This is a genomic window from Polynucleobacter sp. Tro8-14-1 (assembly GCF_018881655.1).
Classification (GTDB): domain Bacteria; phylum Pseudomonadota; class Gammaproteobacteria; order Burkholderiales; family Burkholderiaceae; genus Polynucleobacter.
This window is the reverse complement of the sequence record NZ_JACVPX010000006.1, coordinates 30,066-49,158: the sequence shown is the minus strand read 5'-3', so window position 1 is coordinate 49,158 and position 19,093 is coordinate 30,066. Positions and strand designations below refer to the sequence as shown.

The window sequence follows — 19,093 nt, the reverse complement described above, 5'->3', positions numbered from 1 at the left end:
ATCAAGTGTAATAGGAAATCGCATTTTTGACATATTGGTGTAACTATTAGTTATTAAGGCAATATTTATATTGCGATGCAACATCAAATCATGTCAAAGCCTTGCCCTTCGATTGCTAGAAACTCCCTAGTTAGGGCTGCGATTGGGTGATACAGATGCATCTCCGGTATGCCTTCTATAGCATCGCAAAATTCGTCATACCAGGGACGAATATGCTCATTGAAAAAAACCCTTTGATTTGTAAGGTTTGAGATCTCCACGTCATCCCCCGCGATGAGATAACGCATGACCTCACTGAGGGCTGAGATGTGGTCTTCAGTTTCAGTCACCTCTTCTGCGGCCTCAAGCCCAAAACCCTCTAAAGCCTTGCGAATATTCACTAAGGGCTTTTCATTTAGATGGCCTGCCATGTAAAAGGAGCCATTCAAAATGACATTCGGCTTACCAACACTGATGAAATTCAAATCAAACTCATCATGCCAAGCTTTAGCGGGATTATTTTTAGCGACCTCCACTACGTCCATCCAAACCTTAGCCAAGGGCGCCTCATCGGCAGCATCTTGTTGATCGGCGGTAGCGGCAATTTGATCTAAAAGCTCTTGATCGGGCGGCATCTGAAAAAAGCGGGCGATCAAGCCATATAAATCGGCCCTAGCCAAATCCTCAGGCAAGCCTACATCGCCTACTTCGGCGGATAGATTCTCTTTTGCTGCTTCTTTCGCAATTTCGCTCATGTTTCTTTTTTCACCATATCTACCACTCGACAATCACTACACATCTTCAATCGATCCATTGCAGCTCCAGCAAAAGCACCATGCGCACCAAGCTTGCTGAGCATCAAATCAACCATCTTAAGTGTTCCAAAAGGCTTGCCGCAGCTGATGCAATGGAATGCCTGGGTTTCATTCAAGGTAGTCCGTTGCTTGCGTTGCTCAACGGTTTGCAAACGAGGCATAAGGGTTAAGGCCTTCTCGGGACAGGTTTGCACGCAGATGCCGCACTGAACACACTGCTTCTCAATAAAAGAAAGAATGGGTTCATCGGGATTATCTAAAAGCGCGCCTTCAGGGCAGCCACTCACACAAGACATGCACAAGGTGCAAGCATCTTTATTCATTGTCAGGCCCCCTAACAAGGAAGACTTTGGAAGTGCAGCGCCCATCTCTGGCAACGGAGTCTTCGCATGTTTTTGCAAATGCTCTAAGACTGCCTCAAGCGTTTCGCGTTTTTGATTCGATAAACCAATACTTGCAGGAGTGCAGATCGGACTGAGTGCTCCTCGCTGACGTAATACGCCCATTGCTTTAGACACCGTCGCCATATCTTCGGCAGAACTAGCCAAGATCAGATGAATGCGATCGTCAAAGCCATACGCATTCAGAATGCTATTTGCTAAAACTACCTGCTCTTCAAGTGCTGCACAATAGGCAGGATCCTCGTCTCCACTTAACAACAAAGTCACTTCCGCAAAACCATACGTCAGTGCGCCCAGCCATAAGTCCAAACCAGTAGAGGCAATATGCTCAATGCCATAAGGAATCACAAATGCAGGGAGGCCTTCGTATTGCTTTGGCATAACATGCGCTGATCTGCCCAAGCCATCAATCATTTGCGTACCCGCTTTTAGGGTATGTAAAAGCAAGCTGGGGGCCATCGCTTGATTAATCTTTTTAGCTTCGGCGGTAAAGACGCTCGCTACCGTTTTGAGTTCTTTGCCCTGATGAGCAACGCTTGGGTAGTTGTAACGCATTGCCCCGGAAGGGCATGCAGTTGCACAAGCTCCGCAACCCATACAAAGATTTGGATTGACCTCTACAGAACCTTGGCCATTTTTAAAGATTGAACCAATAGCGCCTGTTGAACAAACATCAATACAAGCGCTGCAACCTACTTTGCCATTACGGCCATGAGCACAAATTTTTTCGTTATAGGCAAAATATTTAGGCTTTTCAAACTCCCCCACCATCTCGGAGAGTTGATTAACTGCCAGCGCCTGCTCAAGGGGATCAACACCGGGAGCGAAGTAACCCTGGGGCGTTTGACTCATACGCATTTTGGGGTCTACACGTAGGTCCAAAATTAAATCGAATTCTGAATTACGTTCACGCTCTTTGCGATCAAAAGAAATGGCGCCAATGCTGGCACATGCAGTAACGCAGTCACGATGGGATTTACACTTAATTAAATCAATCTGGAAGGAAAGATCAATGGCACCCTCAGGACATACTTCAACACAGGCCCCACAGCGAGTACACATCTCTGGGTCAATCGGATTTTGCAAATCCCAATTTACTGAAAAGTTTCCTAGGTAACCATCCAACTTGGTTACTGCGCCAGTAAAGATTGGGTAGCTACGGGTCAGCGGCAAGTCACCGGGCTGCGTGCATAAGACAGAAACATCTAATGATGGGCTTAATTTTTCAGCCCAAGGAATGGCTTGTGACCCAGCGCCGATAATTAATAATCTTCCCTGGCTTTCATAATTCACAACAGGAACAGGTTCAGCCTCAGGCATGTCAGCTAAAGCTAACAACGCAGCAATTTTAGGTCCGGATGTTTTAGCCTCTTGAGTCCAACCAGCTACTTCACGTATATTGACAAAACGCAGTGGCGCAACTAATGGCTTTTCAGCTTGGTCAGCGAGCTCACTAAAAAGTGCACCCTCTTGTGTACACGCTATCACCAGAGAATCAGAACCATCTAGCGCTTTTAAAAAAGAGCCGACCTCCTGCCTGCACAAGGATTGATGAATCGGAACCCCGATAGCTTTTGCATCCAAAGGCATGGTGCCATTACAGTTGCAGACTAATTTTTGACTCATGCGCTATCTTCTTAGGTTTTTTTCTGTTCAGACTCTATTGATACCTTATTGGGCACCTCTTCCAACTGATCTGTAGGTTTTTGTTGTGTGGATGTTAAATCAGTTTGCTGTTCGGCTGCCAATGTGCGACCCTCAAGACGCGGGTCAGGTGCTAGGTTTACGCTTTGCTGGGATTCTGGACCAAGCTCTTCGCTCGATTTGCGGAAAAGGTTGAGCATATCGCTCTGCACCATTCTCTCCAGCATTCCAGGTGGCAGTGGATCCGGCTTACTGTAGTCATCAATATAAATATCTAATCCATCCATGATGTTGAAATGGGGATCGGTAAACATTTTCTTTAGAGCAGCCTGCTGAACAGCGGGATCTACATCCGGCTTCATAAAAGCAGAAAAGTCTGGATCGAAACGATCGATCTTGACTACATCCTCTAGGGTAGCTGGCGGAGGTGCAGCCTCTTGAGCGCCCTCAACGAGTTGAGCCTGATCAGCCTCTTTAGGAACCTCTACTTTTTTTTCTGGCGAGACATCTTCTTTACCCGCTTTACGCTTAGACCAACGTCCCAGAAATCCATCAGCCATTATTCCTCCATAGGGCGTTGCGCGCCCTTGAATGAAGCTGGCTTATGGCGTTTTTTGGGTTCCGGCCGATAGTTGTCATTGACATACTCTTGCAACCACGATGCATGCTGCTCACTCAGCGGTATCGTATCAACCGACTCACCACCATCGAGTAAGCGAGCGGCTTCGTTATAACTGACACAAATGCGATGGGGTACTGCAAAGGAATCTTCAGATTTTGCCAAGGAAAGCGATTGCTCGTCGATATAACGCTCAATATCTTCTTCCAAGCGCCACATGACAAACCATGCGGGCGTAGTAGCAGAAACATTGAGATAGTAGCCCTCAGCCTCATCCGGAAAGAGATCAAGTTCATAGCCTGTGAATAGCCAGGATTCACCATCAGCATCGCGCCCAAGAAACTGACCCACAATGGATTTACTTTGTTGACTATTAAATTGCCCAAAATCAGGCAATACTTCCTGAGGCACCCAGCGGAACGAGACCCATGGGTTATCAATATTCTGTTTACGCATTAGCACTGCAAAGCGCATAAATGTTCAGAGCCTCAGGTGTTTTGAACCACAATGTTCGGAAATTTACTGCTCATGTCTTTAGATAGAGTAGCAACACGAATGGCTACCTGTCTAGCAATACCTTTATAGATAGCACTAATAGCGCCATCTGGATCAGCCACTACTGTTGGGCGCCCAGCATCAGCCTGCTCACGAATCGAAAGATTCAAGGGCAAGGAGCCCAAGAAATCTACAGCGTACTCTTTACACATTTTTTCACCGCCGCCAGTACCGAATACGTGCTCTTCGTGTCCACATTGAGTGCAAACGTAAGTGCTCATATTTTCAATAATGCCAATGATGGGTACACCCACCTTCTCAAACATCTTGAGGCCTTTACGAGCATCTAGCAAAGCAATATCTTGAGGCGTGGTAACAATGACTGATCCTGTAACGGGAACCTTTTGCGCCAAAGTCAATTGAATATCTCCCGTACCAGGCGGCATATCTACGATCAGGTAGTCAAGATCACGCCAACGGGTTTGGCGAAGCAACTGCTCAAGGGCTGAAGTCACCATCGGTCCACGCCACACCATGGGTGCATCGTCATCAATCAAGAAACCGATCGAACTTGCCTGCAAACCATAGGCTTCCATTGGCTCAATCGTATTTTCTTCAATAGAGTCTGGCCTACCGGTAATACCCAACATCATTGGCTGACTTGGGCCATAAATATCCGCATCCAAAATACCGACCTGCGCACCCTCCGCAGCAAGAGCTAGGGCGAGATTCACGGCTGTTGTGGACTTCCCTACTCCACCCTTACCGCTAGCCACTGCAATAATATTTTTTACGCCGGGCAATAACTTCACTCCACGCTGCACTGCATGCGCAACGATTTGACTAGAGATATTGACGCTCACATTTTTGACGCCTGATAATTCACGCAAGGCATTGATTACCGATTTACGAATCGAGTCGAACTGGCTTTTAGCGGGATATCCCAGCACAATATCTAAAGAAATATCGCCGCCTTCTACGCGGAGATTTTTAATATTCCTTGCCGTAACAAAATCAATTTTCGTATTGGGATCAACTAAGTTTTTTAGCGCTGCTTGTATCAACTCTGGTGTAACCGACACTACATTCTCCTAATATGGATAAATCTAGAATGGACTTCTAGGTTTTTTAGTATTTTCTTAATTAGCGCTAGCTTACTCGTAGCCGCCAATATTTGCTGAAAGCGCCCTTGAGCACCTTCCGTCTATCGCATTAGAAAATCAGCAAACTCAGGTAATAGACTGCCATCGACATCAAAGCCGTGGCTGGGATGGTGAAGATCCAGGCCCAAACGATGTTTCCAGCGACACCCCAGCGGACCGCGCTGGCTCTCTGAGTTGAACCAACGCCAACAATAGCCCCAGTAATTGTGTGGGTAGTCGAAACAGGAACACCCAAGGCTGTTGCCGCAAACAAAGTAATGGCGCCACCAGTTTCAGCACAGAAGCCTCCTACTGGTTTGAGTTTTGTCAGCTTTTGACCCATGGTTTTAACAATCCGCCAACCACCAAACATTGTGCCCATCGCAATAGCGATATAGCAGCAAACAATTGTCCATATTGGCGGCATACTTGCGCTGGCATCTGTATAGCCAGTAATGATGAGTAACAGCCAAATAATGCCAATCGTTTTTTGTGAGTCATTACCGCCGTGTCCAAGGCTATATGCGCCAGCAGAAACCAATTGCAGACGGCGGAACCAGCGATCGGTTTTAGAGAGTGTGACATTTCGGCAAACCCATGACACCAGCAACATCATCAAGGAGCCTAAAAGAAATCCAACCAATGGGGAGATGAAGATAAAAGCAACGGTTTTGATAATACCTGCCCAAACTAAGCCGGCAAGTCCCGCCTTAGGCAACGCCGCTCCTAGCAAGCCACCAATCAAAGCATGAGAAGAGCTTGATGGAATGCCATAGAACCAAGTCACCAAGTTCCAGATGATGGCGCCAACCAATGCGCCAAAGATCACGTGGAGATCCACCGCGGCAGGAAGCACAATTCCCTTGCCCACAGTAGCAGCGACACTTAAATGGAAAATGAATATTGCAAGAAAGTTAAAGAAGGCAGCGAACACCACTGCCTGTTGCGGCTTTAAAACGCCAGTAGAAACCACCGTCGCAATAGAGTTAGCAGCATCATGAAAGCCGTTCATGAAATCAAATGCAAGAGCTAGCACTACTAATAGCGCTACAACCCAAAAGGCTACTTCTGTCGCTGGCAACTTAATTCGCCTTAAGAGTTTTCAAGAACAATGCCTTCAACCAAGTTGGCAACGTCTTCACATTTATCGGTAACTTCCTCGAGCAACTCATAAATACGCTGGCATTTAATCAGCTCACGCACCTCGATGTCTTCACGGAACAACCTAGTAATAGCAGTAGATAGTAGGCGATCAGCCCCAGACTCCAGGTGATCAATTTCATCACAAGTCTTTAACGCTGCTTTAGCTACTTCTGGATCAGAAATGTCTTTTAATGTAGCAACAGCATTCTTCATGCTGATGCAGCACTGATTGCAAAGCTCCGCCATTTGCAACATCTCTGGCGTCATTTGCTTCACGTCATACAAGTGCATTGCTTCAGTGCCGTTTTGCAATAAATCAGCTACGTCATCCATCGTATTGATGAGTGAAAAAATTTGGTCGCGGTCTATAGGTGTGATGAAGGTCTTATGCAAACGACGATGCACCTCTTTCACAACATCATCACAAGCATGCTCAGCTTTATCTACCTCTTGGGTGTACTTAGCGCGCAAGGTTTCATCACTGTAATACTCAACGAACTTCAAAAAAGATTCGGAGGCGGAAACGATATTGCTAGCGTGCTCATTAAATAGCTCGAAGAAATTACCATCGTGAGGCATTAACTTACTGAAGAACATAAATCACGATCCTTTAGGAACAAAAACTACGGGTTTTGTTATGTTTGCCGACATTCTAAACAATTACTATTGAATGACTGGAAAGCCGGCATCTGTGATGAGCTGACTCGCCTGCGCAGCAGATAGAGTAGTTTCAAGAGTGACGATCTGACCTGCCAAATCCGCCTGAACTTTAGCCTGAGGGTCCTGAGCCTGCACTGCCCGAGTGACGGCATTAATGCAGCCCCCACAGGTCATTCCGGAAACTTTTAAACTCAACATATAGGGCCTTTTGCTGTGAAAATAGCTTGTATAGAGTAGATTATCTTCTATATGGATCCCCAAAAAGACACTAATTCAGAGCTATTTACTCTAGATATCGGCGGGATGACCTGTGGGTCCTGCGTTGGCAGGGTTGAAAAGGCTCTAGACAAGATTCCCGGCGTGGAAGCGGCCAGCGTGAATTTGGCAACTGAACAAGCCAAAATTCGCGTAAACGCTGATTCCGGGGTCAAAATCGATGACATCATCGCTTTAGTACAAAAAACAGGTTATTCAGCCAAAATCAGTGCGCCCCACGGCATTCCTGAGTTAGCCCCCTCTAAATTGTTCTGGGGGACTGATGGTCTGGGTCGCGTCATTCTAGGCTTTAGCCTTTCAGCTCCACTCTTTCTACCCATGTTCCTCATGCCTTTTGGCATTCATTGGTCGCTATCACCGACATGGCAACTATTGCTTGCAACGCCAGTGCAATTCTTTTTAGGTTGGCGTTTTTATAAAGCAGGCTTCAAATCTCTGATGTCAGGTGTTGGCAACATGGATTTGTTGGTAGCGCTCGGCACGAGTGCAGCCTATGGCTTAAGTGCGTACCAAATGATTGCATCACCTCATGCAAGTCACGAGCTCTATTTTGAGGGATCAGCTGTCATTATCTGCATGGTCATGCTTGGCAAATGGTTAGAGGCCCGAGCCAAACAACAAACTAGTGAAGCGATACGTGCTTTGCAAAAGCTATGGCCAGAGCATGCCAAAGTCATCGAGCGAAATATTGTTATCAGCGAGAACTCTGCATTAGACCAATTTCGAGATCTTCCTCTAGATCAGGTATTCCCTAAAGATCGCGTCTTAGTGTTGCCAGGTGAACGTATACCGGTGGATGGAATCATCTTACTTGGCAACAGCCATGTTGATGAATCCCTCCTCACTGGAGAAAGCGACCCCGTCAAAAAACATCTTGGTGAAAAGGTCATTGGCGGCTCACTCAATGGGGAAGGCCTGTTAGTGATCGAGGCCCAGGCGGTAGGCGTTGAGAGCGTTCTCTCAAAAATTATTTCTTTAGTAGAGGATGCGCAAACCCAAAAAGCACCTATACAAAAATTAGTCGATCAAGTAAGTGCAATTTTTGTTCCTAGCGTGATTGGGATTGCAATCATTACTGGATTAGCGAACTGGTTTTATTTGGACTCTGCATCTGTCGCCATATTGCGCGCAGTCTCAGTTCTCGTTATTGCATGTCCATGTGCCCTGGGTCTTGCAACACCTGCAGCCATCATGGCAGGGACTGGCGTGGCAGCATGTTTTGGAATCCTCATCAAAGATCCACAGGTATTAGAGTTAGCGCATCGCTTAAACATAGTGGCCTTCGATAAAACAGGCACCCTCACTATTGGCAAACCAAGACTGCTAGAGATTATTCCTTTTGGTGATTCATATGCGGTTGATGACATTCTCGCGAGTGCAGCAGGTTTACAGCTTGGTAGTGAGCACCCTCTTGCAAAAGCACTGTTAGATGCCGCTAAACAAAGGGGCTTAAATCCCATCACGCCAACAGACAGCAAAGCCCTGCCCGGCATTGGTATCAGCGGCAGGCCAAGCGCTGGCGTTTTTCTGGGCCTTAGTCTGAACCTACAAAGCATTGCATCGTTAGAAGGCAATCCACACTACTCCGCAATACTTGCAAAGGCACAAGCCTGTTTTGATGCCGGTCAAACCATCTCCGTATTAATGAATCAAGAAAATCCTTCCTCACCCATTGCGATCATTGCCTTTGGAGATGAACTCAAAGATAACGCTCAAGAGGCGGTTACTTCACTACATAAGTTGCATATTCGCGCAGTAATGCTTTCTGGTGACAATCTAGCTGCAGCCAATCGTGTTGCCAAAACGATTGGCATTCAAGAAGTGTTTGCAAAAATTATGCCAAGCAATAAAGCAGAAATTATTCGCCAACTCCAATCGAAAGATGGTGAACGTCAATTTGTTGCAATGGTAGGAGATGGCGTGAATGATGCCCCTGCTTTGGCAACTGCAGATGTGGGTATGGCAATGTCTACGGGCACTGATGTGGCCATGCAAGCTGCCGGGATTACCTTAATGCGAGGTGATCCCACTCTGGTTGCGAATGCTATCGATATCTCCAGGCGGACCTGGAAAAAGATTCAGCAAAATTTATTCTGGGCTTTTATCTTTAATGCTACCGGGATTCCATTGGCAGCGCTCGGTTATCTGTCACCCATGCTAGCTGGCAGTGCCATGGCCTTATCGAGCTTCTGTGTTCTTAGCAACGCCTTACTACTCAAGCGCTGGCGTCCTGCGCATTAACAAATAAGAAGCATTGCTTACTTGCATATTGTCACTTATTTGGAAGTAATTTATTTTTGATTCTTGCGAATAAGTTCAATATCACCATAATACGCACGCGCTTCTGATTTGGTATTGTCTGTATCAGTCAGCAAGGCGATGCCGATGATTTGGCCGGGGTTTTCACCATAAGCAAGCTTATAGTCGGCCGCTAAATCACGCTGATGCTTATGCCACTGATCCAAATTATCCCAACCAGAATCCACCACAATCATTTTGATGCGAGAGGTATGCGCATTCGGAATGATGGTATCAACAGGGGATTTTCCGGACCAGATATACATCAATGTGGCATAGGGCATTTCTTGCCCGCTAATGAGATTAGCCATCTCAAATGTCATTTTTTCTTTTAAAGGTAACTTTGACTTATTGCCATCAAATGCGACCAAGATACGCAGTGGAGCATCGTCAGCATAAGCATCAGCATTATCAGCATTGGCGATTGGGTTGATAGCCTTCCACTCCCACTGCAGCCATAAATTGGTTGCCTGACGGGGGCGTAACTTCACAGCCAATCCGGAGGCAGATGTTTTGGAATTTGCGCTCAAGACTGTTCTGCCTTGATAGTTTTCTAAGCGATATACCGTATTCTTCTTAAAAGGTGCAATGCGGTAAAAATTCCAGCCATTAGGCATGCCAGCCCGCGCAGTTTCAGACGAGAATTTGGGCATCTCTTCTTGCGCCGGCAATTGATCCACATTAAATGCCTGTCCTGCCTCGTTTTGCACAGATTCTCCGCCCAGCCCAGCACAGCCAGTCAAAAATACGACTGCACCAAGGATTAAAAGTGAAAGGACTTGCTTGAGCATGTCTTAATTGTCCCAAAGAATGGTCTTTGTGAGACTAAAATTATCGAATGCGCCAACAATCACCTTCCAGCTGGGCTGCAATCTGCGTCCTTATTGCCGCGGTAGTGCACCTGGCTCTGGGCTTTTCAATAGAGTTTTCAGTTGATGAGGCCCACTATGCGCTATATGCCCAACATTTAGCCTGGAGTTATTTTGATCACCCACCGTTGGTGGGTTGGATTCAGTGGCCCTTAGTGACGCTCACCTCTTCAGAAGGCATCATTCGCCTCATCCCAGAGTTGCTATGGATTCTTTCTTGTTACTTAGTTTATGAAGTTACGGTTGAGGTGCATCACTTTATTCGTGGGCGCAACGCTGGCTATCTCACCAGTGCACTGCCATCAACAAACTTATGTGGACTAATGGCAGTCTTGACAGTTATCGCTGCACCCATGTTGCACATTCTGGCGATCGGTTTACTACCGGATACTTTACTTGCGCCATTAAGTCTTGGTCTGATGTGGATGGCTTTACGGTGGTTAAGTAAAGACCAATTTAGCATTGGCGATTGGATTATTACTGGCGTTTTGTTAGGCCTAGCTGGCTTAAGTAAATACACGGCCGCTTTTACTGCGCTTGCGTTGCTGTTGGTATTTTTGAGTACGCCAAGAAAACCATGGATCACCAAAGTAGGTTTTTGGATTGCCACACTAAGCGCTCTACTCCTGATCACCCCCGTCGTGTATTGGAATTGGGCTAACGATTGGATTTCATTCAAATATCAACTTGCCCATGGTGGCGGTGGAGAATGGCTCTGGCGCAGGCTAGGCGCTTATATCGGCATTCAAATACTAGTCTTTGGTCCTCTTTTCATCTTGGGATCTGTTGTGTTTTTAAAAGACTGCATGCACGCTACAAAACTGTCATTGCTTGCGCTCTTCGGATTCTTTTTGATTCCATTTGCAATTTTTGTCAGCCTCTCTGGCGGAGGTGGACTTCCTCACTGGACTTCGCCTGCTTGGTTCTGTCTCGCACCATTTGCCGGAATTGGCTTAGCAAAAGCTTGGGCTACACAACATCGTTACTGGATTCGTATTTTATTTTTTGTTCAAATTGCTTTATGTTGCATCGGCTTTGGATACGTATTGTCAGGCGGTATTAGTTCGGCCTCAGTCAAGTCCAATCCAATTGCGGATTTGTATGGCTGGAAAGTGGCGGGTCAAAAGGCAGCAGGCCTTGCTAAGGCCACTAAAGCCGATGGCATTGCTGTTCAAAACTGGACCTTAGGAAGTCGAGCTGCTTGGTATGCTTCACCTATACCAGTTTATGTTTTAGACCAGAGACAGGATCAGTTTGATCTCTGGTTTGGGGATGTGCCAAAGGGGGCAAATGTACTTCTGATTAGCTGGTCTGGCATGCCATACCCTATACCGGTGGGTAAGAAAGCAGCCTTTCAAGCCTGCGAGCCCTTGGATAGCCTAGAAATCGTCCGATTTGGTCAAGTTCTATCTAAATTTGACTTTAGCCTCTGCAGTCATTGGCAAGGCCCTGGCCAAGCGGAGTAATTCCCCCAAATTCAAGACCTTAGGCGCCCGAGGCATTATCCTTACGCTTATGAGTTCACCAGCCCAACCCACCCCAAAGACCCAATCGGGGTGGAAATCCATTCTCAAGAAGGCTTGGCCTACTATTCGCGTTCTACTCTCCGTTGCTCTGCTTTGGAAAGCAACGAGTGGAATTGATTGGCGCTCACTATTTGATACCCATATTCAGATGCAGCCTCTATGGTTCTTGGCGGCTCTAGTAAGCATGATGTTGGCATTTATTTGTGGCGGATATCGCTGGGGCTTGTTTATGCAAAGAGTGGGATTTCCCCGCCGTATTCGCTCTTACATTGGCCTCTACTTTGCCGGCGGTCTCATAAACCAAGGCCTGCCTAGCACCTTGGGTGGCGATAGTTATCGCGCCATTACTGCAACGCATTTGACCAGCACCGGCAATCTCTCGGAAACCAAAGAGTTGGATGATGAACTTCATCACTCAGTAGACCTTGAGCACGCCACACCTAAATTGCGTTTAAGTTTTTCGATGGTGTTGGTAGATCGCCTTCTTGGTTTAGCGGGTAACAATTTACTAGGCGGGATTGGCTTGATATTGGGTGGCGCCACCCTCGCAGCCTGGGGTCAAGATTTGGGCTACGCAGTCATGGCGGTAATGCTGCTTGCTGGCGTAGCAATCGCCCTTATCCTTGCCTGGGGGCCGAGCAAGCAACTCCTGCAAAAACTCTTAGAACGTTTCAATATGAACAAAGCCATGCCTGGTATCCAGCTAGCGTTTGCGTGGCCTAACAATATTGCTCAAGCATGCCTGGCGATTGGCATTCATTTCCTCACTATTTTGACGCTACTCTTTTGTCTTAAGGCTTACGGTGTAGATGCACCTATTGAAGGCTTAATGATTGGCTTACCTGCGCTCAGCCTGTTGCTCATGTTGCCAATTAGCATTTCGGGATGGGGCTTGCGTGAAGCCACCCTTTCATCGGTCCTGGCCTTATGGGGTGTTAACCCCTCGCTAACAGTATTAGCCTCCATTAGCTACGGAGCAATTACTGTTTTATCGGTGTTGCCAGGCGCCTATTTTTTATTAAAACGAAAATAATTTTTTAGAGCCAAAATATGACTATTAGTGTCAACACTATGCGCGCGATTGATCATTGGGTCGGTGTGCCTCTTTGTGCAATCGTTAGCCCATTTATCGCTTTGATTGATCGCATAAAAAATATATTCAATCACGGCCCAGAGACTCCAAAAAAATTACTCTTTATTGAACTCTCGGAAATGGGAAGCGCCATTCTGGTAGATCCTGCAATGCGCAATGCAAAAGCTCGTGGAGCAGAATTGTTTTTCTTGATCTTCAAAAGCAATCGCGCCAGCCTGACTTTACTCAATACCGTTAAACCAGACAATATCTTCACAATTGACTCATCTAGCTTAGGTGGCTTAATTAAAGATACGCTGCGCTTTCTGATACTTGCTCGCAAGCACCGTATTGATACCGTTATTGACCTAGAGTTGTTCTCTCGATTTACTGCCCTACTGACTGGCATGTGTGGCGCTCGTCGTCGCGTGGGGTATCACATTTTTCATGGTGAAGGATTGTGGCGCGGCTTCATGCTCACTCGCAAGGTGCATTACAACCCGCATATTCACATTACTAAGAATTTTCTATCTTTAATTCATGCGGCGTTTGCCCAAAAAATTGAAGTTCCATTTAGCAAGATTGAGATTCCGGACTCTGAAGTACGCCTCGAGCAAGCCGTCATCAATCCAAGCGCCCTCGAAAAGGTGCGCGAGCGTATTGAAAAAATGGCTAAAGAGGCCCGCATCAATTACATCTCGGGGAAGGATCGTCTCATTCTGATCAATCCGAATGCAAGCGATCTTCTTCCACAACGCCGCTGGGCACAACAGCGTTTTTCTGAATTGATTCAAGCAATCCATCAGCAATATCCCAACGATCTCATCTTAATTACCGGCTCACCTACTGAGTTTGTCTACGTAGAAAAAGTTCGTGCTGTTGCCAATGTTAAAAATGCATTAAATTTTGCTGGACAGGTCGGCTTTGCTGAGCTGCCACCGTTGTACACGCTATCAGATGTCATGGTTACCAACGACTCTGGTCCTGGTCACTTTTCAGCCGTGACGCCATTGAGAACAGTCGTTCTCTTTGGACCGGAGACTCCAGCCCTTTATGGTTCTGTTGGCAATTCCATTGCGATCACTGCCAATCTAGCTTGCTCGCCCTGCGTAAGTGCTGCCAATCACCGTAAAACCCCTTGTCAAGACAACGTGTGCATGCAGGCCATCACCGTTCCACAAGTCCTGGATAAAGTAATCAAGCAATTGCAAGATGCTGACAAGGCAAAGGCTCGCTAAGCTGGATGAGCAAAAAGGCAATTCCCACATTTTCTTGGTTCATTCCATTAGCTCCAATTGCGCTCGCTTGCGTAATTTACTTTGGTGAGTTTCAAAGCAGTACTTTTTTATTCATTAACCGCTTTACGCAATTACTGCCAGACACCCTTTGGGCTTGGCTTACTTTTTTAGGTAATGGTTGGGGAGTGTTTGCACTTGCCTTTCCATTACTGTTACTTGCGCCAAGGATGCTGACTGCTGGAATTTTTGCTGGCGGGATAGCCGCATTAGCAAGCACAGTCTTAAAAGGCCTCTTCGACCTGCCAAGACCTGCAGGCGTCCTAACTGATGGCAGCTTTTATCGCATTGGTGAAGCGTTACTCCATAAAGCCTTCCCATCTGGTCATACGCTCACTGCATTTGCTATTGCAAGCGCCTTGTATTTTTCCGTAGGTAAAGTTAAACGTGATTCATTGATGCTGCTGTTTTTGCTTGCCACTTTAGTGGGCTTATCACGTAGCGCTGTAGGCGCCCATTGGCTCACCGACGTTTTAGGTGGCGCAGGTGTTGGTATTTGGTGTGGAATGCTCGGGGCCCTAGCGGCTAATCAATTTCCGGAAAATCAACTTGGGCCAAGAAAAATCTGGTCGCATCTGATTGCGCTTGGCGGCGTTATCGCAATGTACGCCCACCTTACGCAAATCATGGATCTGGACTTAAATCTGCCATTGCAGTATCTCTCCATTGCCATAGTGGCCTTCACCCTAGTCTTTTATGTCAAGGCGCAATTTACTCAAGCGCCTCGCAAGGCAGAATAATTCAAGATGTTTAGCTATCGACATGCATTTCATGCGGGAAGTCACGCAGACATCCTGAAGCACCTTACCTTAATTCACTTGGTTCAATACCTTCAAGAGAAGCCTGTTGCCATTACCTTTGTTGATACCCATGCAGGTGCTGGCATCTATAGTTTGCAAGATGGCTTTTCTACAGTGAGTAAAGAAGCTGATGGCGGAATCTTTCGCCTCAAGCAATATGTAGAAACTTGCCATCACGCAAACACCCCAATCCCCGAGAGCATCCAAGAGTACTTGAAGTGCATTGATGCTGAGAACATTGAGGGCCATCTAAATACCTATCCTGGCTCCCCCTTTATTCTGGCACGTCTGCTGCGTCCACAAGATCGACTCAAGCTCTTTGAGCTGCACCCCAAAGAGATCGATATTCTGCGCCACAATATTGGCGAACTAAAACAGTCTAAACAGATTGATATTTATGCTGAGGATAGCTTTGCCAGACTCAAGGGACTACTGCCCCCTCCTAGTCGACGCGGCCTCGTATTAATTGACCCTTCTTACGAAGACAAGCAAGACTATCGTTATCTTGAGCTCGCCATGGAAGAGGCGCTGCAACGCTTCGCCACGGGCTGCTATGCAATTTGGTACCCGGTACTTTCTAGAAGAGAATCGGCAGCTCTACCTGACCGTCTGAAAAAAATTGCTACCGCACATAAACGCTCGTGGTTACATACAGAGTTACGAGTTGAAAATGCGCCAGGTGAGCGCCGTTTGCAAGCTAGCGGGATGTTTATTATCAATCCACCCTGGACTCTAGAAAAACATCTGGCCCAGGCACTACCGACCTTAACGAAGGCTTTAGGCATCAATGGCGGCGGCCAATTTTTATTGAAGAGCTTCGAAGCTAAGAACTAGTCACGTAAGGTGATCATGACTTCATTGCGACGCATGAAGGGCAAAGTCCAAGGCGGGTTATAACGTGCGAAATTAGGAGTGCCGGCACTTTGCAAATTACGAGACTTCATCCACTGCTCCAGCTCTAGCGTTTTCTCGGCCACTTTCTGGCTATTATAAAAACCACTAAAACTAATGACTGCCCTTTTTACTGCGGGAATTTGGCGCAATTGCACTTGCGGACTCATGGGCTTGGGTATCGATTCCATCGTATATTCAGCAGGCATCACGAACGACACTGTCCATTTGCCGGCTTTAGACTCAATTCCTACCGGTGCAGTCATTGCAATCTTTGCGCTCTTCACCGCTTGATCTTCGACTGTCACTGGCGCAGTCATTGCAATTTTTTCGCTCACTTGATTCTGGCCAAAAATATAAGCAGCAATCAAGCGAAACCCTTGGCTCGAGGCCTCATCTAAATCACCCTCAACTTGTACCTCAGCAACAATCATGGGTGCATAAGAGCGGATTTCAAAGGGTGGTTCTTTTTCGAGAATAGCATATTTTGGCTCTTCGGTTGCCATGACTGCTCCAGTAAAGGTGAGTGCAATGAAAACTAAAAGACTTTTAAAAAAAGAGTTTCCCACACTGGTCTCAGTAAACATTACCACTGTGCTTTAAGTTCAAATCCATTTGAATTGAAATGTAAATCGGCTTGCGCACCAACAGGCAAAGTTAATTTATTGGCCTGATGTCCGAATGGCAGCCCGGTCAAAATTGGAATCGCTTCCGGCAAACGTTTGCGTATCGCCTCAATAGCGCGCTCGAGCGAATACCCCTTATCGTTGTCGTAAAGACGATAGGCAGAAAATCCACCCAACAATATGGCTAATTGATTTGCAAGAATGCCTGCATCTAAAAGTTGCATCAACATTCTTTCAATTCGATAAGGATGCTCATTCACATCTTCCAAAAATAAGATCCCGCCTTGCGTTTGCTGAGCGCTTGGAAGATATGGTGTGCCAACTAAACCAGCCAGAACCGTTAAATTACCGCCCCACAATAAACCTGTGATTGAGTGCGCGTCTTTATTACCCAAGAAAGATTGTGGGGTCGACACTTGGCAATCTAGTCTTCGGTCTTGAGCTGCGGCCTGGAAATGCTTCCACATAAACTCATCCGGCACTACCGGTGAACCATCATCACCTAACCTTCCAAAGTCATAGTTCAGCATCGGACCAGCCAAAGAAATGGCACCAGTTTTTGCTAGCAATCCCAACTGAAAGACAGTGAAATCACTATGACCACATACTTGCAAGCCGTTTTGAATAGCCTTTGCAATTGCTTGCCACTCAATACCGGGTAGCAAGCGATGGAGACCGTAGCCGCCGCGCATAGACATCACTACAGTCTGAGGTTCTAATTTGGATATGGCATTTAACTCAGTAAGACGCTCATCATCATTGCCAGCGAAGCGTTCATGGCCACGATGTACGCAATCTACGTTATAGATAGTAATACCTTGATGTCCAAACCAGTCAATACCAGCCAATGGGCTTTTACTATCTAAGCTTGCTCCAGAAGGAGCAATGAGGTGAATGGATTTCAACGTCGCCCCTTAAAAAAATCACGCAGCAATTGACCGCACTCTTCACTCATGATGCCACCTTCAACACTGGTCTGGTGATTAATCTGTTTTGAAGAAAATATATCTAGCACGCTACCAGCAGAGCCTGTTTTGGGGTCTTGCGCCCCATAAACCACTCGATCAATCCTAGCATGGAGCATAGCACCGGAGCACATCGCACACGGCTCAAGAGTGACATATAAGGTGCTGCCAGGGATACGGTAATTCTCTTCGGCTAGCGCTGCTTCTCGCAAGGCCAGCATTTCAGCATGAGCACTAGGATCATGGTTTGCAATCGGCTTGTTAAATGCCCTCGATATGACTTGGCCATCCCGAACTAGCACTGCGCCTACAGGAACCTCACCTGATTGCGCTGCCAACTGAGCTTGCTCAATTGCCATACGCATATATTGCTGGTCAAGCTCTGTTTGCGTCATTTACACAACATGCACGTCAGCCCAGCAATTGGGCGTCTCATAAAGACGAATAGAAGAGAGCTCTAAGCGGCCACTAAAAGCTTTACTGAAAACGGGTTTCAATATTACAAAGGCCGCGTTAGCTAAGTTCTCAACAGTTGGGACATGCTCCATGATGACCGTCTTGTGATCAGGTAAGGTTGACAAGAATGCAACCAGCCCTTCATCCTCTTTAGCCACCAAAAATGCATGATCCCAAAGATCTACTACGTATTGGTTTGTTAAGCGTTTGATATCGCCAAAGTCGAGCACCATGCCATCATCTGCTTTGCCAGGATGATCAGCCACTTCACCAGTCAGCGTGACTTCTATTGCATAGCGATGTCCATGCAGATGTCGACATTGACCATCATGATTGGGAATACGATGCCCGGAGTCAAACTCAAGGCGGCGCGTAATGGAGATGGCAGGTTGTTTATTTGTCATTCAGTGCTTAATTAATCCTATTTGAGCTCAGTCAACTATCGAATCCCAATCAGTTTATGAGATTGCAGGCTCAATCTCCATAAGGGACGCTTTTGACATAAGCTTACTGCTAACTCAGTATTACTTTTAAGGTTTTTCCCATCCATGGGTTGCAAGAAACGATTGCGATAATCCATTCCCTCAAAGCGGGCCATGAGTTTTTCTAATGCTTGGTGGTCATTTTGTGGGATGACTAGCTTTAACTCATCCGCTTGAAGAACAATCAGATCAGAGCCAGCTTTAGGACTTACACAAACCCAATCAACTCCTTTGGGAACTTTAATGGTGCCGTTCGTTTCAATCGCCACTTCAAAACCTTTTTGATGAAGTGCAGCGATCAACTCTTCATCCAATTGCAAGAGCGGCTCCCCACCAGTGAAAACTACATAACGCTGCTGCGGACCAGCTGAAGTACTACGCCATGAAGTCTCGATTGCATCAGCAAGTGAGGCAGCAGTTTCAAACTTGCCACCGCCAGCACCATCGCTACCTACAAAATCGGTGTCGCAAAACTGGCAAATCGCTGAGGCGCGATCTTCTTCACGCCCACTCCAAAGATTGCATCCAGCAAAACGACAAAATACGGCAGCCCTACCAGTGTGGGTGCCTTCGCCTTGAAGTGTGGGGAATAGTTCTTTAACGGTATACATAGCAATGCGTCTATTTTAAGCGCTTTGC

Annotated in this window: 20 protein-coding genes; 6 read left to right on the top strand and 14 right to left on the bottom strand. The window is 46.6% G+C overall.

Translation table 11 applies throughout. The features are described 5' to 3' along the window. Positions 1-83: 83 nt before the first annotated feature. The 8 genes from ICN34_RS07685 to ICN34_RS07650 all read right to left on the bottom strand — a co-directional run bounded on the left by ICN34_RS07685 (position 84) and on the right by ICN34_RS07650 (position 7,096). Positions 84-734 carry a molecular chaperone gene (locus tag ICN34_RS07685; protein WP_216121829.1) on the bottom strand — a complete coding sequence of 217 codons (651 nt, stop codon included), beginning with the start codon at positions 732-734 and terminating at the stop codon, positions 84-86. Continuing rightward, positions 731-2,821 carry a 4Fe-4S dicluster domain-containing protein gene (locus ICN34_RS07680; RefSeq protein ID WP_216121827.1) on the bottom strand — a complete coding sequence of 697 codons (2,091 nt, stop codon included), beginning with the start codon at positions 2,819-2,821 and terminating at the stop codon, positions 731-733. Before ICN34_RS07680 ends, ICN34_RS07685 begins: the two co-directional genes overlap by 4 nt. 11 nt (positions 2,822-2,832) lie before the next feature. Next, entirely contained in the window at positions 2,833-3,399 is a 567-nt protein-coding gene (locus ICN34_RS07675; RefSeq protein WP_072582993.1) for a DUF3306 domain-containing protein, read from the bottom strand. Next, positions 3,399-3,914: a DUF3305 domain-containing protein gene (locus ICN34_RS07670; RefSeq protein ID WP_237767748.1), complete on the bottom strand. Its 516-nt coding sequence runs from the start codon at positions 3,912-3,914 to the stop codon at positions 3,399-3,401. The genes ICN34_RS07675 and ICN34_RS07670 overlap by 1 nt, the downstream gene beginning before the upstream one ends. Positions 3,915-3,946: 32 nt before the next feature. Continuing rightward, the gene (apbC, locus tag ICN34_RS07665) at positions 3,947-5,035 is read right to left on the bottom strand and encodes an iron-sulfur cluster carrier protein ApbC (RefSeq protein WP_072582995.1); all 1,089 of its coding nucleotides are present in this window, start codon (positions 5,033-5,035) and stop codon (positions 3,947-3,949) included. A 130-nt stretch (positions 5,036-5,165) separates the two neighbouring features. After that, positions 5,166-6,107 carry an anion permease gene (locus ICN34_RS07660; protein WP_370623997.1) on the bottom strand — a complete coding sequence of 314 codons (942 nt, stop codon included), beginning with the start codon at positions 6,105-6,107 and terminating at the stop codon, positions 5,166-5,168. Positions 6,108-6,187: 80 nt separating this feature from the next. Then, positions 6,188-6,835, bottom strand: a complete 648-nt coding sequence (locus ICN34_RS07655; RefSeq protein ID WP_072582997.1) for a DUF47 domain-containing protein — start codon at positions 6,833-6,835, stop codon at positions 6,188-6,190. Positions 6,836-6,901: 66 nt separating this feature from the next. Further along, positions 6,902-7,096 (bottom strand): heavy-metal-associated domain-containing protein, encoded by a 195-nt coding sequence (locus ICN34_RS07650; RefSeq protein WP_255538608.1) that lies wholly within the window; start codon positions 7,094-7,096, stop codon positions 6,902-6,904. Between the two features lie 51 nt (positions 7,097-7,147). On the opposite strand from ICN34_RS07650, the gene ICN34_RS07645 reads away from it, so the two are divergent. Continuing rightward, positions 7,148-9,415, top strand: a complete 2,268-nt coding sequence (locus ICN34_RS07645; protein ID WP_216121825.1) for a cation-translocating P-type ATPase — start codon at positions 7,148-7,150, stop codon at positions 9,413-9,415. A 50-nt stretch (positions 9,416-9,465) separates the two neighbouring features. Here ICN34_RS07645 and ICN34_RS07640 read toward each other — a convergent pair whose 3' ends face one another. Next, positions 9,466-10,263 carry a DUF3047 domain-containing protein gene (locus ICN34_RS07640; RefSeq protein WP_216121823.1) on the bottom strand — a complete coding sequence of 266 codons (798 nt, stop codon included), beginning with the start codon at positions 10,261-10,263 and terminating at the stop codon, positions 9,466-9,468. Positions 10,264-10,310: 47 nt separating this feature from the next. On the opposite strand from ICN34_RS07640, the gene ICN34_RS07635 reads away from it, so the two are divergent. From ICN34_RS07635 to ICN34_RS07615, 5 genes are read left to right on the top strand one after another with little or no spacing between them, the layout of a single operon-like run. Next, entirely contained in the window at positions 10,311-11,807 is a 1,497-nt protein-coding gene (locus tag ICN34_RS07635) for a glycosyltransferase family 39 protein (protein WP_216121821.1), read from the top strand. Positions 11,808-11,856: 49 nt separating this feature from the next. Further along, complete coding sequence (locus ICN34_RS07630) at positions 11,857-12,900, top strand: lysylphosphatidylglycerol synthase transmembrane domain-containing protein (protein ID WP_216121819.1); 1,044 nt, start codon at positions 11,857-11,859, stop codon at positions 12,898-12,900. Positions 12,901-12,917: 17 nt separating this feature from the next. Continuing rightward, entirely contained in the window at positions 12,918-14,177 is a 1,260-nt protein-coding gene (locus ICN34_RS07625) for a glycosyltransferase family 9 protein (RefSeq protein ID WP_216121817.1), read from the top strand. A 5-nt stretch (positions 14,178-14,182) separates the two neighbouring features. Beyond that, positions 14,183-14,974, top strand: coding sequence for a phosphatase PAP2 family protein (locus tag ICN34_RS07620; RefSeq protein ID WP_216121815.1), 792 nt, complete (start codon positions 14,183-14,185; stop codon positions 14,972-14,974). 6 nt (positions 14,975-14,980) lie between these two features. Then, positions 14,981-15,868 (top strand): 23S rRNA (adenine(2030)-N(6))-methyltransferase RlmJ, encoded by an 888-nt coding sequence (locus ICN34_RS07615; protein WP_072583004.1) that lies wholly within the window; start codon positions 14,981-14,983, stop codon positions 15,866-15,868. Here the strand turns inward: ICN34_RS07615 and ICN34_RS07610 are convergent. Genes ICN34_RS07610 through queE form a run of 5 tightly spaced genes read right to left on the bottom strand, consistent with a single transcriptional unit; the run spans position 15,865 to position 19,065 of the window. Then, complete coding sequence (locus tag ICN34_RS07610) at positions 15,865-16,512, bottom strand: heme-binding protein (protein WP_255538607.1); 648 nt, start codon at positions 16,510-16,512, stop codon at positions 15,865-15,867. The two genes, ICN34_RS07615 and ICN34_RS07610, sit on opposite strands and share 4 nt — an antisense overlap. Further along, positions 16,512-17,456 (bottom strand): LD-carboxypeptidase, encoded by a 945-nt coding sequence (locus ICN34_RS07605; protein WP_072583005.1) that lies wholly within the window; start codon positions 17,454-17,456, stop codon positions 16,512-16,514. Before ICN34_RS07605 ends, ICN34_RS07610 begins: the two co-directional genes overlap by 1 nt. Then, entirely contained in the window at positions 17,453-17,911 is a 459-nt protein-coding gene (gene tadA / locus ICN34_RS07600) for a tRNA adenosine(34) deaminase TadA (protein WP_072583006.1), read from the bottom strand. The genes ICN34_RS07605 and tadA overlap by 4 nt, the downstream gene beginning before the upstream one ends. Further along, positions 17,912-18,376 carry a 6-carboxytetrahydropterin synthase QueD gene (queD, locus tag ICN34_RS07595; RefSeq protein ID WP_072583007.1) on the bottom strand — a complete coding sequence of 155 codons (465 nt, stop codon included), beginning with the start codon at positions 18,374-18,376 and terminating at the stop codon, positions 17,912-17,914. It abuts the gene before it with no gap. A 35-nt stretch (positions 18,377-18,411) separates the two neighbouring features. Beyond that, positions 18,412-19,065: a 7-carboxy-7-deazaguanine synthase gene (queE, locus tag ICN34_RS07590; RefSeq protein ID WP_072583008.1), complete on the bottom strand. Its 654-nt coding sequence runs from the start codon at positions 19,063-19,065 to the stop codon at positions 18,412-18,414. Positions 19,066-19,093 lie beyond the last annotated feature (28 nt).